At 72.4% G+C, this 14733-nt stretch carries 14 protein-coding genes; 8 read left to right on the plus strand and 6 right to left on the minus strand.

Annotation, left to right across the window (positions count from 1 at the left end):
* The first annotated feature begins 27 nt into the window (after window positions 1-27).
* Window positions 28-834 (plus strand): TIGR00730 family Rossman fold protein, encoded by an 807-nt coding sequence (locus AB0I04_RS07680; RefSeq protein WP_360880747.1) that lies wholly within the window; start codon window positions 28-30, stop codon window positions 832-834.
* Complete coding sequence (locus AB0I04_RS07685; RefSeq protein WP_360880750.1) at window positions 834-1418, plus strand: TIGR00730 family Rossman fold protein; 585 nt, start codon at window positions 834-836, stop codon at window positions 1416-1418. The genes AB0I04_RS07680 and AB0I04_RS07685 overlap by 1 nt, the downstream gene beginning before the upstream one ends.
* A gap of 7 nt (window positions 1419-1425) precedes the next feature.
* Here AB0I04_RS07685 and AB0I04_RS07690 read toward each other — a convergent pair whose 3' ends face one another.
* Window positions 1426-1950 carry a hypothetical protein gene (locus tag AB0I04_RS07690; RefSeq protein ID WP_360880753.1) on the minus strand — a complete coding sequence of 175 codons (525 nt, stop codon included), beginning with the start codon at window positions 1948-1950 and terminating at the stop codon, window positions 1426-1428.
* An 86-nt stretch (window positions 1951-2036) separates the two neighbouring features.
* Here AB0I04_RS07690 and AB0I04_RS07695 point away from each other — a divergent pair, with 86 nt between their 5' ends.
* Genes AB0I04_RS07695 through AB0I04_RS07705 form a run of 3 tightly spaced genes read left to right on the plus strand, consistent with a single transcriptional unit; the run spans window position 2037 to window position 3720 of the window.
* The gene (locus AB0I04_RS07695) at window positions 2037-2723 is read left to right on the plus strand and encodes a hypothetical protein (RefSeq protein WP_360880756.1); all 687 of its coding nucleotides are present in this window, start codon (window positions 2037-2039) and stop codon (window positions 2721-2723) included.
* A complete protein-coding gene (locus AB0I04_RS07700) occupies window positions 2720-3154 on the plus strand; it encodes an SRPBCC family protein (protein WP_360880759.1) in 435 nt (144 codons plus the stop codon). Before AB0I04_RS07695 ends, AB0I04_RS07700 begins: the two co-directional genes overlap by 4 nt.
* A complete protein-coding gene (locus AB0I04_RS07705) occupies window positions 3151-3720 on the plus strand; it encodes a DNA-3-methyladenine glycosylase I (protein WP_360880762.1) in 570 nt (189 codons plus the stop codon). Before AB0I04_RS07700 ends, AB0I04_RS07705 begins: the two co-directional genes overlap by 4 nt.
* Window positions 3721-3891: 171 nt before the next feature.
* Here the strand turns inward: AB0I04_RS07705 and AB0I04_RS07710 are convergent, their stop codons facing one another.
* Window positions 3892-6483, minus strand: a complete 2592-nt coding sequence (locus AB0I04_RS07710) for an ABC transporter permease (protein WP_360880765.1) — start codon at window positions 6481-6483, stop codon at window positions 3892-3894.
* A 2-nt stretch (window positions 6484-6485) separates the two neighbouring features.
* Window positions 6486-7229: an ABC transporter ATP-binding protein gene (locus tag AB0I04_RS07715; RefSeq protein WP_360880768.1), complete on the minus strand. Its 744-nt coding sequence runs from the start codon at window positions 7227-7229 to the stop codon at window positions 6486-6488.
* A 212-nt stretch (window positions 7230-7441) separates the two neighbouring features.
* Here AB0I04_RS07715 and AB0I04_RS07720 point away from each other — a divergent pair, with 212 nt between their 5' ends.
* Complete coding sequence (locus tag AB0I04_RS07720) at window positions 7442-7825, plus strand: hypothetical protein (protein WP_360880771.1); 384 nt, start codon at window positions 7442-7444, stop codon at window positions 7823-7825.
* 433 nt (window positions 7826-8258) lie between these two features.
* Here AB0I04_RS07720 and AB0I04_RS07725 read toward each other — a convergent pair whose 3' ends face one another.
* Window positions 8259-8459, minus strand: coding sequence for a hypothetical protein (locus tag AB0I04_RS07725; RefSeq protein WP_360880774.1), 201 nt, complete (start codon window positions 8457-8459; stop codon window positions 8259-8261).
* Between the two features lie 160 nt (window positions 8460-8619).
* Window positions 8620-9120 (minus strand): MarR family transcriptional regulator, encoded by a 501-nt coding sequence (locus tag AB0I04_RS07730; protein ID WP_360880776.1) that lies wholly within the window; start codon window positions 9118-9120, stop codon window positions 8620-8622.
* A 58-nt stretch (window positions 9121-9178) separates the two neighbouring features.
* Here AB0I04_RS07730 and AB0I04_RS07735 point away from each other — a divergent pair, with 58 nt between their 5' ends.
* Window positions 9179-10003, plus strand: coding sequence for an NAD(P)H-binding protein (locus tag AB0I04_RS07735; RefSeq protein WP_360880778.1), 825 nt, complete (start codon window positions 9179-9181; stop codon window positions 10001-10003).
* A 49-nt stretch (window positions 10004-10052) separates the two neighbouring features.
* Here the strand turns inward: AB0I04_RS07735 and AB0I04_RS07740 are convergent, their stop codons facing one another.
* Window positions 10053-11126, minus strand: coding sequence for a LacI family DNA-binding transcriptional regulator (locus tag AB0I04_RS07740; protein WP_360880780.1), 1074 nt, complete (start codon window positions 11124-11126; stop codon window positions 10053-10055).
* Window positions 11127-11485: 359 nt separating this feature from the next.
* Here AB0I04_RS07740 and AB0I04_RS07745 point away from each other — a divergent pair, with 359 nt between their 5' ends.
* Window positions 11486-14689, plus strand: coding sequence for a LamG-like jellyroll fold domain-containing protein (locus AB0I04_RS07745; RefSeq protein WP_360880782.1), 3204 nt, complete (start codon window positions 11486-11488; stop codon window positions 14687-14689).
* Window positions 14690-14733: the final 44 nt, after the last annotated feature.

Below are 14733 nucleotides of genomic sequence, written 5' to 3' on the forward strand. Positions count from 1 at the left end.
GCTTGCGGGGCTGGCTAACGTTGGGCCATGCAACCTGACGAGACGCGGCGCCGGAGGCGGCAGGGCCCCGTAACGCTTCGCGGCAAGGCGATCCCCTCGACGACGACCGACCAGCGACTGCTCGACGCCCGCGGTCCGTCCGACTGGGTGCACACCGACCCCTGGCGGGTGCTCCGCATCCAGGCGGAGTTCGTGGAGGGGTTCGGCCTGCTGTCGGAGCTGGGGCGCGCGGTGAGCATCTTCGGCTCCGCCCGCACCAAGCCGGAGTCGGAGGAGTACGAACTGGCCGAGCGGATCGGCGCCCTGCTCGTCGAGGCCGGGTACGCCGTGATCACCGGTGGCGGCCCCGGGATCATGGAGGCCGGGAACAAGGGGGCCGACGAGGCCGGAGGCGTCTCGGTCGGACTCGGCATCGAGCTGCCGTTCGAGCAGGGGCTGAACGACCACATCGACGTCGGCCTGGAGTTCCGCTACTTCTTCGTCCGTAAGACGATGTTCGTCAAGTACTCCCAGGCGTTCGTCGTGCTCCCCGGCGGGTTCGGAACGCTCGACGAGCTGTTCGAGGCGATCACCCTCGTGCAGACCAAGAAGATCACCCGCTTCCCGATCGTGCTCGTCGGCACGCAGTTCTGGGGCGGTCTCGTCGACTGGATCAAGAACCAGATGGTGCCGTCGGGGAAGGTCTCCCGGGAGGACATCGACCTGATCCACCTCACCGACGACCCGGAGGAGGTCGTCAAGGTCATCAGGCGGGCCCACGAGACCCAGGAGCGCGAGCTGGAGGAGCGCGCCGCCCAGGAGGCCGACGCGCACCTCGGAGGGAACGGAAGCTGATGCGGATCTGCGTCTTCTGCTCCTCCAGCGGCCGCATCGACCGCCGCTACGTCGAACTGGCCGCCGAGGCCGGCGCCGAGCTGGCCCGGCGGGGGCACGCGCTCGTCAGCGGCGGCGCCACCGTGTCCTGCATGGGGGCCGTCGCCCAGGCCGCGCGCGAGGGCGGCGCGCACACCGTCGGCGTCATTCCGAAGGCCCTCGTCGACGTCGAGATCGCCGACGACGACTCCGGCGAACTGATCGTGACGGAGGACATGCGGTCCCGCAAGGGCGAGATGGACCGCCGATCCGACGCGTTCCTGGTCCTGCCCGGCGGGCTCGGCACCCTCGAGGAGCTCTTCGAGGTCTGGACCGCGCGCGTGCTGGGCCTGCACGAGAAGCCCATCGCGATCCTCGACCCGGACGGCCTGTACGACCCGCTGCGCGAGCTGATGAAGCACCTGCTGGACGAGGGTTTCGCCCGGCCCCGCATCTTCGACGCGATCGGCTGGACCACCACCGTCGAGGAGGCGTTCGACCACCTGGAGCGCTCGCCGGTACGCCTGCAGCCGACCGCCGAGGACTACATCGAGGCCGAACCCTGAGCGATCGTCAGGCGAGGCCGCGGCGTGAGACGGCGGGCGGGCGGGTTCCGGTGATCGACGCGACCATGTCGAGGACCTGCCGGGTCGGGTCGGGGTCGGCCGTGCGGAAGACGCGCGCGCCGGCCCAGGCGAACACCGAGACGACGGCGGGCTCGGCCTCGTCCACCAGGACGGCGTGACCGGCCCCGGCGAGGCGCTCGGCCTCGTACGGGTCCGTGGCACGGACCAGCACCCCGTCCGGCCGCACCCCCGCCGCCCGCTCCGGCGCCGAGCACAGGAGCGCCGCCCCGGTCGCCGCGGCGACGCCGGCGAAGGCGTCGCCGGCCAGCAGGTCGGCCCCGGCCCGTACACAGGCGACGGCCTGCTCCTCGGACGACGGCGCCACCGCGATCACCCGCCGGTGCTCCCGGGCCGCGCGGACGGCCTCCGGGTCGGCGGGGACCTCGGCGATGTCGGCGCCGTCGACCAGGCCGACCGCCATGATCGCGAATTGCCCGGGGCGAATGATCCGGGTCCCGAGGCGCAGGTCCATGTCCCGATCGTGGCATACGCGGCCGAGCGCAAGTCCGTCCGACCGGGTTGACGCACTGTACGTCATGGTTGTGGCACGATCGGCATATGCTCGTCACCATCACCGTGGCCCTCGCCGCGCTGGCCGTCCTGGCGGCGATCGTCGTCGTGGCCATCGGGGGCGGCGGGGAGCTGTCCGTAGAGCACCCCGACCACCCGCCACTGGCGTTGCCGGGCCGGCGTTCCGCCGGCGGCACCGACGCCGCGCTGCTCCGCCTGCCGATGGGGCTGTGGGGCTACCACAAGCAGATCACCGACGAGGCGCTGGAGCGCTTCGCCCATGAGCTGACCGAGCGCGACACGCGGATCGCCGTGCTCGAGCAGGAGCTCGCGGAGGCGCGGCAACACCTGTACGAGCCGCCGGAGCAGTCCTCGTGGCGGCCGTCCATCCCGTCGGCGTCCCCGGCGCCGGACACGCTGACCACGCACCGCGACTTCGACCCGGCGGACACGCTCGCGCCGCGCGAAGACGACCTGCCGCCCCTGCCCCAGCGCGCGGACGAGCCGCCCCGGGAGCGGGCCATCGAACCGCCGCAGACCATCGTCGACAAGGTCGTCTTCGACCCCAAGGCCACCGTCGCCGACCACGACGCCGGCAAAGACGCCGGCCGGGACGTCGAGCACGACGCAGGCCGGGCGGCCGAGAACGACACCGGCTGGGACGCCGACCACGGCGACGCCGGCGCGGGTCACCGGCCGGGCGAGAGCATCCGGTGGCGGGAGCGGGACGAGTGAGGGCGAACACGGTCGCGGTGCACGCCTCCGCCGACGTCGCCGCCCCCGCGGAGCGGGTCTGGGAGGTCCTCGTCGACTGGCCCCGGCACTCCGAATGGGTGCCGTTCACCCATGCGGAGGGCGGCGCGGGCGACGGCGCGGGCCTGGAGGCGTGGACCGGGATCGGGCCGGTCGGATTCCTCGACACCATGGTGATCAGCGAGTGGCGACCACCGCACCGGGTCCGGGTGCGGCACACCGGGGCGCTGGTCCGCGGGGAGGGCCGGTTCGACCTGCTCGACCTTCCGGAGGGCCGGTGCCGGGTCACCTGGGCGGAGCTGATCCACCTGCCGTTCGGGCCGCTCGGCCGGGTGGGCTGGTTCGCGGTCGGGCCGCTGGCTCGGCTCATGCTGCGGACGTCGCTGCGCCGCCTCGCTACCATGTTCGAATGACTGTGATCGGCCCGGACGGGCTGGCGCGGTGCCCGTGGGGCGTCTCCGCGCCCGACTACATCGCCTACCACGACGACGAGTGGGGCCGCCCGGTCCGCGACGACCGGGGCCTGTACGAGCGACTGTGCCTGGAAGCGTTCCAGTCCGGCCTGTCGTGGCTCACGATCCTGCGCAAGCGCGAGGGGTTCCGGCGGGGGTTCGACGACTTCGACCCGGAGAAGGTCGCGGCGTACGGCCCGGCCGACGTCGAGCGGCTGATGGCCGACGCCTCGATCGTCCGGAACCGCCGGAAGATCGACGCGACGATCGCGAACGCCCGCGCGGCGCTGGACCTGCCCGACGGCCTGGCCGCGCTGGTCTGGGCGTACGCCGACCCGGACGCCCCGGCCCCCAAGGACGGCACCGACGTGCCCGCCACCACCCCCGGCTCCACGGCGCTCGCCAAGAAGCTGAAGAAGCACGGGTTCAAGCACGTCGGCCCGACGACCGTCTACGCCCTCATGCAGGCGTGCGGCCTGGTCGACGACCACCTGGTGGACTGCCACCGGCGCGGCGCCTACCGCTGAGAGCCGGTCGGCGGCGTCGACGATCCTCGGGTGGGCATGCCCCGGCGCCGGTGGGCATCCCTCGGCGGCGTCGACGGCCCATGGGTGGGTCTGCCGTCGGCGCGGCGTGACAGTGAGAGTCCGTCGGCGGCGTCGGCGGTCCTCGGGTGGGTCTGCCGCCCGCGCGGCGCGTCATTCCGCCTTGGCGGCCTCCAGGACCGGTACGCCGGCGGCGCGGCGGGCGGGCAGCGCCGACGTCGCCCACGTCACGGCGGCCGCGCCGCCGACGACCACGGCGAGCAGCCACCACGGCAGGTGCACCCGGATGTACGAGCTGCCGGTGGCCACGTGCAGCAGCGCGACGGTGCCGACGGCGGTCGCCATGCCGAGCAGCACGCCCAGCAGCACGACGGTCGCGGCCTCCCAGCGGACCATCGACCGGATCTGCCGCACCGTCGTCCCGACCGCGCCGAGCATGCCGAACTCCCGCGTCCGCTCGAAGACGCTCAGCGACATCGTCGTGGCCATCCCGAACAGGGAGATCACCAGCGACATCCCGATGAACCCGTAGACCACCCGCAGGCCCTTCTCCATGGACGCGACGGCGACCCGGACGTAGGCCGCCGGGTCGTACACCCGCGCGACCGGGACGTCGGCGACGGCCGCGGCGAGGGCCCGCGTGGACGCGGTGCCCCGGACCAGCACGGCCGACGTGGTCGCGCGCGGGTCGAGCATCGCCATCGTGGCCGGGGCGACGAGCGCCTGGTCGGCGAACACGTGCGACGGGTCGTGGTATCGGCCGGCCACGGTGAGCGTCACATTGCCGCGCGCTCCGTGCACGACGATCCGGCGGCCCGGCCACAGGTGATATGCCTTCACCAGCGGCGACGCGACTCCGATCTCTCCGGGCCGCAGGGCGGGCAGGTACCCGCCGAAGCGCAGCACCGGCCGTACGTCGGACGCGCCGGTCACATTGAGGAAGACCGGATCGCCGGGGTCGCCGTCGACGACCTTCGTCTTCGGCGACACGAGTTGTACCTCCGTGCGCGTCAGCGCGACCGCGGAGGTCACCCCGGGGACGCGCGCGACCCGGGCCGCCGTGTCGCCGGGCAGCGGGGCGGCCCCGTCCGAGGTGCGGCTGTTGGTCGCGATGACGTGGTCGGCGGCGAGCGTCTGCGCGCCGGCCTCGGCGCCGCGCTGATGAACGGAGGTGATCAGCAGTCCGGTCGCGGCGACGAGCGCCACGCCGAGCATGAGCGAGGCGGCGGCCGAGGAGACCCGGCGGGGGCTGCGCGTGATCGTCGCGCGGGCGAGCCGGCCCGACTCGCCGCTGACGAGCATGCCGAGCCGCCCGACCAGGCCGCCGAGCGGCCCGACGAAGAACGGCGCGAGCACCGCCAGCCCCGACACGCACACCATCGAGCCCATGAGGATGAGCACCACGATCCCGATGGTCCGGTCGATCCCGACCTCGGTCTTGTCGTTCGCGACCGCGAAGACCGGGCCGAAGAACATCCACGACGCCCCGAAGATCGCCAGGGCGCCGACGAGCCGAGGCCAGACCCGTCCCCGGCCCTCCGCGGTGGACGACCGCAGCGCCTCGATCGGCGCGATCCGCGCCGCCCGGCGCGCCGCCCGGCGCGCCGGCCGCCAGGCGGCCAGCTGCGTGGTCACGACGCCCGCCGCGAACGGGAAGGCCAGCGCGACCCAGCCGACCTGCACTTCACCGGCGGAGATGTCGAAGCCGTCCTGGGCGAACAGCCGCGTCAGGACCTCCGAGACGCCGTACCCGGCCACGAGGCCGCCCGCCGAGGCGACCACCTCCAGAACCAGCGCCTCGAAGCGGACCAGCCGCTTGATCTGCCGGGGCCGGGCCCCGATCGCCGACAGCAGGGCCAGCCGCCGGGTGCGCTGGCGGACGAGGGTGCCGAAGGCGTTCGCGACCACGAACAGGCCGGTGAACACCGCGACCGACGCAAGCATGCCGATCGCCCCGCCGACGGACGCCCCCGCCCCCTGCAACTCGGCCGACTGCCGGTGCCGTACGTCGGAGGCCTTCCGCACGACGGCCGGGCGCATCACCGGGACCAGCCGGGCGCGCAGCGCGGCGGCCGTGACGCCCGGCGCGGCCTTCACCCACAGGCCCTGCCAGGTGCCCGGCCGTAGCCCGGCGGCGCGATGAACGGCCGTGGGCGTGCCGAGGATCAGGTCGCCGGAGGCCACGGCCCCCCGGCCTCGTACGGTGACGACGCCGACGACCCGCACGCGCTGCGTGGAGTTCGGCAGCAGCAGCGTCGTGGCCGAGCCGGCGTGGAGCCCCCCGGCCCTCGCGACGTGCCGTACGACGGCCACCTCGTCATCGGCGGCCGGCGCCCGCCCGGAGACCAGGTGATAAGCGCTCAGGCGGGCGTCGGGGATCCAGGGTCGGAGCGCGGTCGCCGCGCCCGCCGGCGGCGTCACCGGCTTGCCGTGCGCGCCGACGATCGTGACCGGCACGGACGCGTCACCGGCGACCGCCGCCACGCCCGGCACCGAGGCGATCGCCCCGGGCCGTACCTCGCCCTGCGGCACACTGAACACGTCATCCGGGTCGGCGCCGCGCGGCTGCACGAGCACGTCGACCCTGGCGTACTCGCTGGCGTCCGATCCGGACACCGACGCCTCCGCCCGCAGCGCGAACTGCAGCGCCCCCGACATCAGCCCCACGGAGAACAGCACGGCGAGCATCGTCGCGGTCAGCCGCGCCCAATCCTGCGCGAACGACCGGCGGGCGATCAGCCACATGCTCAGGCCTCCATCCCGCGCATCACGTCGTGCACCGCGTCGATCGTCGGACCGGCCAGCTCGTACACGATCCGGCCGTCCGCCAGGAACAGCACCCGGTCCGCGTACGACGCGGCGAGCGGGTCGTGCGTCACCATGACGACCGTCTGGCCGTACGTGTCCACCGCCGCGCGCAGGAACCGCAGCACCTCCCCGCCGGCGGAGGAGTCGAGGTTGCCGGTCGGCTCGTCGGCGAAGACCACCTCCGGCCGTGTCAGCAGCGCCCGCGCGACCGCGACCCGCTGCTGCTGCCCGCCGGACAGCTCGGCCGGCCGGTGCCCGAGGCGCTCGCGCAGCCCGAGCGCGTCCACGAGGGTCCGGAACCACTCCCGGTCCACGCGCCGCGCGGCCATCCGCGCGGTCAGCCGGATGTTCTCCTCGGCGGTCAGCATCGGCATCAGGTTGAACGCCTGGAAGACGAAGCCCAGCTTCTCGCCGCGCAGTCTCGTGAGGCGCGTCCGCGACAGCCGCGTGATGTCCACCCCGTCGATCACGACCGAGCCCGACGTCACGGTGTCCAGCCCGGCGAGGCAGTGCAGGAACGTCGATTTGCCCGACCCCGAGGGCCCCATGATCGCGGTGAACTGCCCGCGCGCGAAGGAGGCCGAGACGCCGCGCAGCGCGGCCACCGTGTTCTCTCCGGAGCCGTACGTCTTCACGAGTGAGTCCGCATGAGCCACCGGCGCCAGGACGGTCGTCTGTGTCATGGCTCAACCCAACCCCGTACGGGCCGGAGGCACATTGGCGCGACCTGGAGAGCCGGAGTAGGGCTGGCCCCACCTGGACGGGGCGGGGGTCCCGCGCGTACGCCGAGTGGACTGCCCACCACGCCGACGACTACCGCTGATCCGGACGGACCTCATCCCCTGCCGTTCTATGGTGATCTACGGCAGGGGAGGCCGATGGGGCGGAGGTCACAGTGAGCGAGCGCGCGATCCGCCGGTTGAAGAATCTCGGCCTGATCGTCGCCGGCGGTGTTCTCGGCGTCGTGCTGACCGTCGCGGCGTCGTGGCCGCGATCCGCGGTCGTCTACCGGAGCCGCCAGCCGTCGACCGTCGCCTACCAGGACGGGTCGCCGCACTATCTCGGTCTGATCCGCGACCGTTCATCGCTCGCCGGTGAGTCCTACCACCTGATGATCGGCCGTGATTCGAGCCTGTCGTACGGTCATCGGATCCGCGTCGACACCGCCACGTCGGTCGCCATCGGCTCGACCGAGTGGCGGGCCGACGGCGTGCGAGTCCGCTTCACCACCGGACACGAGCTGTTCGTCCCCGCGCGGTACTTCACGTTCGGCCGGTGATGGGGGATCAGTACCGGCCCTCGACGGAGACGTGCTCCCAGGCGTCCAGGTCGGCCGCCGATCCGGTGCGGACCGGAGGCACATCGGCGTGCCCCGGAGAGCCGGAGTAGGGCTGGCCCTACCCGGACGGGTCTACCGCATGTCGGCATTCCGCCCTACTGATCTGCGGGCTCGCCGTCGGTTGGCTGGCATCGACCCGCCCCCGACGCAGGAGCACCCGCATGACGATCACCGTCTTCCCTCCGCCGATCACCGGCCACCCGGGCGACCCGCGGAAGCGCGTGCGCCGCGCCGGTCGACGTCGCGAGCCGGACCGCCGGGTGTTCGCGGCGGAGCCGCAGATGTACGCGCTGTTCGCCGGGTTCGCCGATGTCTTCGCCGCCATGGCGGGAACGGCCGCGCATCGCGCCTGGGGAACGGCCGCGGCGGTCGGCTACGCGTGCGCCGCGCTCGTCGCCGTCACGAGCCGGACCGCCGGAAGGGCGTGCGCGTTCGCGGGCGCGGCACTGGTCCCGCTCGCCGTGCTCATCGCCACCGGAAAGGCCCAGGAGGAGGTCTCCGTGGTGGCGCGGTCCGGCGCCGCGCTCCTGCGCCACGGCACGCCGTACCCGCCGGTGCCCGGCACGGTGTACACCGCCTACGACCCGTACCTGCCGGGGATGGCGGTGTTCGGGCTGACCGGGCTGGATCCGCGGGTCCTGTTCACGGGCGTGTTCGCCGCCGCCTCGATCCTGGAAGCGCCTGCCCGTACGGGTCCCGCGTGCCGACGCTTCGGCCCCGGTCCTCGCATGGGGTCAGGGAGTCGCCGGCCGCCAGTCGCGTACCTCGTGGGCCCAGGCGGTCAGACCGGTCACGAATCCCTCCCGGTCCTGCGGAGAAAGGTCGCGCAGGACGCGCACCAGCGGGGCGGACCGTCGGGCGATGAACGCCTCGATCATCGGACGATGCCGATCCGCGATGGACACCAGGGTGCGGCGGCGGTTGTCCGGGTCCTCCCGGCGCTCGACCCATCCGGCCCGGCTGAGGTCGCCGACGAGCTCGCTGGCGGTCGACAGGGAGATGCCCAGGCGGCGCGATAGTTCGGTCACGGTCATCGCATGGGTGCCCAGCAGGTGGGGGAGCGCGGCTCCGTGCCGAGCGGTGAGCCCATGCGTGCGGAAGGCCTCGAGGATCTCCCCGGACATGTCGCCCCGCGCTCGCTGGAAGTAGGCCGCCACCAGCGGAATGAGGGCCAGCACCTCGCGGTATTCCGCCGGGATCGGCGCGTCGGCCGGAGAGGGAGGGGTGTCGCTCACGAGGCTCAGTCTATATATTCGGATATCCCAAGTATTCGATTATCCGAATGGAGATGTGATGATCCTTGTGACGGGAGCGACCGGGAACGTCGGCCGGAATGTGATCGAACAGCTGGTGGAGGCGGGCGAGGAGGTCCGCGCCCTCACGCGCAGGCCCGACCGGGCCGGCCTGCCGGACACGGTCGAGGTCGTCCGGGGAGACCTCGCCGAGCCGGACACCCTGCCCGCCGCGCTCCGCGGCGTCGAGGCGGCGTTCCTGTTTCCGGTGCCCGGGCGGGTCCCCGGATTCATCGACGTGGCCGAGGAGACCGGCCTTCGCCGCGTCGTCCTGCTGTCCGCCTCCGCGGTCACGTACGAGCGGCCGAACGCGATCGGGCGCGTGCATCAAGGCGCCGAGCAGGCGGTCACCGGCGCCGGGCTCCCGTGGACGATCCTGCGGCCCGGCGCCTTCATGGCCAACGACCTGAACTGGGCAGGGCAGATCCGGGCCACCGGGGTGGTGCGTGGCATCGGGGACGGCGCCGCCACCGCCCCGATCGACGAACGCGACATCGCGGCCGTCGCCGTCCGCGCCCTCCTCGATGACGGACACGCTGGAAAGGCCTACCTGCTCACCGGCCCAGAGGCGCTGACCGAGCCGGAACGCGTCCGCGTCCTCGGTGAGGTGCTGGGCCGGCCGCTGCGATTCCAGGAGCTGTCGGTCGAGGAGGGACGTGCGGCGATGCTCGCGCACATGCCCGCCGAGGTCGTCGACTCCATGCTCGCCATGCGCGCGGAGGCCAAGGAGATGGCCGAGGTGTCGCCCGCTCCGGCCGACCTCCTCGGCCGGGCGCCGTACACCTACGCCGAATGGGCCGCCCACCACGCCACCGACTTCTCCTGACGCCCGATCAGCGGCGGCCGGCGGACGGCTTCGCCGCCCGCCTGCGTTCCTAGGAAAGGGGCGTCGCGGTGCTGCTGCGGACGATCAGGGAGGGGTCGATGACCAGGTGCGGCTCGTCGGGGCTGTTGCCCTCGATCCGGTCGAGGAGCAGCCGGATGCTGGCCTTGCCGACCGTTTCGAAGTCCTGGCGGACCGTCGTCAGCGGCGGCGCGAAGTACTCGGCCTCGGGGATGTCGTCGAATCCGGCGACGGCCACGTAGTCCGGCACGCGTACGCCCGCCTCGCGGAAGGCGCGCAGCACCCCGAGGGCCATCTGGTCGTTGGCGACGAACACGGCCGTCAGGGCGGTGGCCCGTCCCGCGGCACCGACCGCCTGCCCGGCGAGCTGCTGCCCGGCCCGGTAGCCGGACAGCGGGCTCCAGTCGCCGAGCAGGGGAGGCGGGGGCTCGGCCCCTGCGTCTTCCAGGGCCGCGCGCCACCCGGCCATGCGCGACTCCGCCTCGATCCAGTCCTGCGGGCCGGCGACATGCCAGACGGTGCGGTGACCGGCGGCGAGCAGGTGCTCGGTGATCAGCCGTGCGCCCAGGTGCTGGTTCACCGAGACGCCGGGGATGTCGAGGTCGTGTCCGCCCTCCACGGTCACGATGGGGAAGGGGCGTCGCATCGTCGACAGCGCGACGACCGCCTGGCGCTGTGGGGTGATGACGACCGCACCCTCGACGCCCCACTCGCCCAGGTGCTCCAGCGCCTGGGTCAGGGACTCACGGCTCAGCCGGCGGAGGTTCACGGTGGAGGTCAGGAACCCTTCGGCGCGGGCGGCCTCCTCGATGCCGGCGAGGGTGCTGGCCGGGCCGAACAGGGCCGTGTTGACGGCGACGACGCCCAGGGTGTGCGTGCGGCTGGTGGCCAGCGCACGGGCCGAGGAGTTGCGGCGATAGCCGAGGTCCTTGATCGCCCGGAGCACCTCCGCGCGGGTGCTGTCCCGTACGTTCGGGTGGCCGCGGAGGACGCGCGACACGGTCTGATGGGACACCCCGACCGCCCGCGCGACATCCTCCATGGTCGGACGGCGCAGCGGAACGTCATCCAGGGGCGAGGGCAGGACTCCTCCCTCCGGGTTCACGTCCTGTTCGGTCCATGTTCGCGCTCACAACTTACCGGGGTCAAGCGACGGACCGAGGTCGTACGGCCCCTCCAGAGGCGCCTCGAAACATGACCTGGCGGGTCCGTTGACACGTCGTATTGTGAGCGCTAACAATACCGGGGCAATGCGCACTTAACTCGCTCGATACCACACCGATCGACCCAGTTACCCGAGGCTGAGACCGTTCACCCGACGGCGCGCCTCCTCCTGCCAGCCGAGGGTTCGGCGCGAATCCTCGCTCGCCGACGCGAGCTTTGTTAGCGGTCTCATTCCGAGAGGACCACGTCCCGCTGCTCGAAATACGGAGCCCACGGATCCCCCAGAAACCGGAAGGCGCCATGTTCACATCGAATCGCAATGGCCGACGATGGCCGGCCGGCAGAGCACGCACCCGAGCCGCGCTCGTGGTCACGGCATGTTCGGCGTTGCTCGCCGGCGTGCTGACGACCACGGGCGTGGCCGCCGCCGACGGCCCCGCCCTGGCCGGCCACTGGACGCTCGACGAGGGCAGCGGCACCGCCGCCGCCGACTCCTCCGGCAATGGGAACACCGGCACGCTGGGATCGGGCGCGACCTGGACCGGCGGGCAGATCGGCCCGCACGCGGTCCAGTTCAACGGCACCGGCAACGGCAACGTGGACATCCCCCAGCCGGTGGTGGACACCTCGCAGAGCTTCACCGTCTCCGCCTGGGTGAAGCTCGACTCCACCTCCGGCTACCAGACCGCGGTCAGCATCGACGGTGGCCAGATCAGCGGCTTCTACCTGCAGCTGAGCGCCGCGTCCGGCGGGTTCTCCTTCACCCGCCGGACCGCCGACGACTCGAACGCGACCGAGGTCCGCGCGGACTCCGGGGTCTCGCCGACCGCCGGCACGTGGTACCACCTCGTCGGCGTGGACGACGCCGCGTCCGGCAGGCTGAAGGTCTACGTCGACGGCGACGACGGCACCGACGCCGCGTACACCTCGGGGTGGAAGGCCACCGGGCACACGCTCATCGGCCGCGGGAAGTACGGCGGCGGCCCGGTCGACTTCGTCCACGGGGCAGTGGACGACGTGCGGTTCTACCAGGGGGCGCTGACCGCCGGCCAGGTGGAGGCGCTCGAGGAGGCCGGGCACTGGACGTACGACGAGGGCAGCGGCACCACCGCCGCCGACTCCTCCGGCAACGCCCACACCGGCATTCTCGGATCGGGCGCGAGCTGGACGACCGGCCGGGTCGGCGCGCACGCCGTCGCACTGAACGGCACCGCGAACGGCGAGGTCACCTCCCAGAGCCCCACCGTCGACACCGGCGGTTCGTTCTCCGTCTCCGCCTGGGCGAGGCTCGACCAGACCACCGGCGATCAGGACCTCACGAGCGTGGACGGCTCACAGGTCAGCGCGTACGAGCTGCAGCTACGCGGCGGAAGGTTCGCGTTCGCCCGGCCGGCCGCGGACTCCTCGTCGGCGGCCGTCGCGTACGCCGCGGCGAGCACCGCTCCGAAGGCGGGCCAGTGGTACCACCTCGTCGGCGTGGACGACGCCGCCGCGGGGAGGCTGCAGCTCTACGTCAACGGCCTGCCGGCCGGCTCCGCCGCGTACACGTCGCCGTGGAAGGCCACCGGTGACACGGTCATCGGGGCCGGCCGTGCGGGCGGCGCCGCGGCGAACTTCCTCCACGGCGCCGTGGACGACGTGCGGATGTACGGCTACGCGATGTCCCTCCACCAGGTGCAGGACCTCGCCGGCAACATCGGCGGCACGCTGAGCGTCGACGCGGGCACGTCGCTGCACTCGCTGCCGTCCACCTTCTTCGGCCTGATGACCGAGGACATCAACCACTCGATGACCGGTGGCCTGTACCCCGAGCTGATCAACAACCGTTCGATGATGGCCGACGCGTCCAAGCCGGTGGACTGGTCCGCGGTCGGTGCCGCGGCCATCTCCCTCGACCCCGGCAACCCGCTGAACACGGCGCTGACGCGCTCCCTCAAGGTGGACGTGCAGAGCGCCCGCGCGGGCGTCGCCAACGGCGGCTACTGGGGCATCCCGGTCACCCCGCGGAAGACGTACAAGGTCTCGTTCTTCGCCAAGGCGAGCGCCGGCTTCACCGGCCCGCTGACCGTGGACATCGAGAGCACCGACGGCACCAAGGTGTACGCGAGCGCCGACGTCCACGGCGTGGGCGGCGACTGGAAGTGGTTCACCGCGACACTGCGCACCAAGGCGGACGCGCCGACGACCGCCGACGCCCGCTTCGTCCTGTCCACGAGCGGCAACGCGGGCCGGACCCTGTGGCTGGACAACGTCTCGGTCTTCCCGCCCACGTACAAGAACGTCAAGAACGGACTACGCCCCGACCTGATGAAGCTGTTCGCCGGGCTCAAGCCCGCCTTCATCCGCGAACCGGGCGGCAACTACCTCGAAGGCAACACCATCGGCACCCGGTTCGACTGGAAGAAGACCATCGGACCCGTCTGGACCCGGCCCGGTCACCCGGACGACGCCTGGGGCTACTGGTCCACCGACGGCATGGGCCTGCTTGAGTACCTGGAGTGGTGCGAGCAGCTGGGCGCGGAACCGATGCTGGCGGTCTACGCGGGCTACTCGCTGAACGGCAGCCACGTGGCGCAGGACCAGCTCCAGCCGTACGTCCAGGACGCCCTGGACGAGATCGAGTACGCGACCGGCCCCGTGACGAGCACGTGGGGCAGGAAGCGGGCCGAGGACGGGCACCCCGCACCGTTCAGGATCCGCTACGTGGAGATCGGCAACGAGGACTGGTTCGACCGGTCCGGCAGCTACAACGGCTACCGGTTCCCCATGTTCTACGACGCGATCAAGAAGGCGTACCCGTCGATGCAGCTGATCGCCACCACCGGCGTGACCTCACGGACGCCCGACATCGTCGACGATCACTACTACCAGTCCCCGGGCTGGATGAACACCCACGCCAACCTGTACGACAGCCACTCCCGCAGCGGGCCGAAGGTCCTGGTGGGTGAGTGGGCCGCTCAGGAAGGCGCGCCCACGCCGGACCTGAACGCCGCGATCGGCGACGCGTCCTGGCTCACCGGCCTGGAACGCAACTCCGACCTGGTCATCCAGGAGGCGTACGCCCCGATGCTCGTCAACGTCCACGACGATCGCTGGAAGACCAACCTCATCGGGTTCGACGCGCTGACCAGTTACGGTTCGCCCAGCTACTACGCGCAGAAGATGCTGGCGCGCAACCACGGCGACCAGGTGATCGGCGCGACGTACACCGGCGTCGGCGGCATCAACGTCGTCGCGACGAAGGACAGCCGGAGCGGCCGGATCTACCTGACGGTGGTCAACCCGAGCTCCGCGTCCCAGCCGGTCGGCGTCGACCTCAGCGGCGCGGGACACATCGGGCGGAGGGGCACCGCGACGGTGCTCAGCTCCGCGCACCCGGCCGACACCAACACCATCTCCCAACCCGCCAACGTGGTGCCGAAGACCACGACCATCACCGGACTCGGCTCCACCTTCACGCACACGGTCCCGGCCTACTCGGTCACCGTGCTCACCCTGAACTGATCCCCACCGGCCCGGCCCGGCGCGGCGACCGCAGCACGCGGTCG

This window comes from Actinoallomurus sp. NPDC050550 (assembly GCF_040655075.1).
In the GTDB taxonomy this organism is placed as follows: domain Bacteria; phylum Actinomycetota; class Actinomycetes; order Streptosporangiales; family Streptosporangiaceae; genus Actinoallomurus.

Coding starts and splice junctions, on each gene's coding strand:
- AB0I04_RS07680 (WP_360880747.1), top strand. CDS start 28: ATGCAACCTGACGAGACGCGGCGCCGGAGGCGGCAGGGCCCCGTAACG.
- AB0I04_RS07685 (WP_360880750.1), top strand. CDS start 834: ATGCGGATCTGCGTCTTCTGCTCCTCCAGCGGCCGCATCGACCGCCGC.
- AB0I04_RS07690 (WP_360880753.1), bottom strand. CDS start 1,950: ATGGACCTGCGCCTCGGGACCCGGATCATTCGCCCCGGGCAATTCGCG.
- AB0I04_RS07695 (WP_360880756.1), top strand. CDS start 2,037: ATGCTCGTCACCATCACCGTGGCCCTCGCCGCGCTGGCCGTCCTGGCG.
- AB0I04_RS07705 (WP_360880762.1), top strand. CDS start 3,151: ATGACTGTGATCGGCCCGGACGGGCTGGCGCGGTGCCCGTGGGGCGTC.
- AB0I04_RS07710 (WP_360880765.1), bottom strand. CDS start 6,483: ATGTGGCTGATCGCCCGCCGGTCGTTCGCGCAGGATTGGGCGCGGCTG.
- AB0I04_RS07715 (WP_360880768.1), bottom strand. CDS start 7,229: ATGACACAGACGACCGTCCTGGCGCCGGTGGCTCATGCGGACTCACTC.
- AB0I04_RS07735 (WP_360880778.1), top strand. CDS start 9,179: ATGATCCTTGTGACGGGAGCGACCGGGAACGTCGGCCGGAATGTGATC.
- AB0I04_RS07745 (WP_360880782.1), top strand. CDS start 11,486: ATGTTCACATCGAATCGCAATGGCCGACGATGGCCGGCCGGCAGAGCA.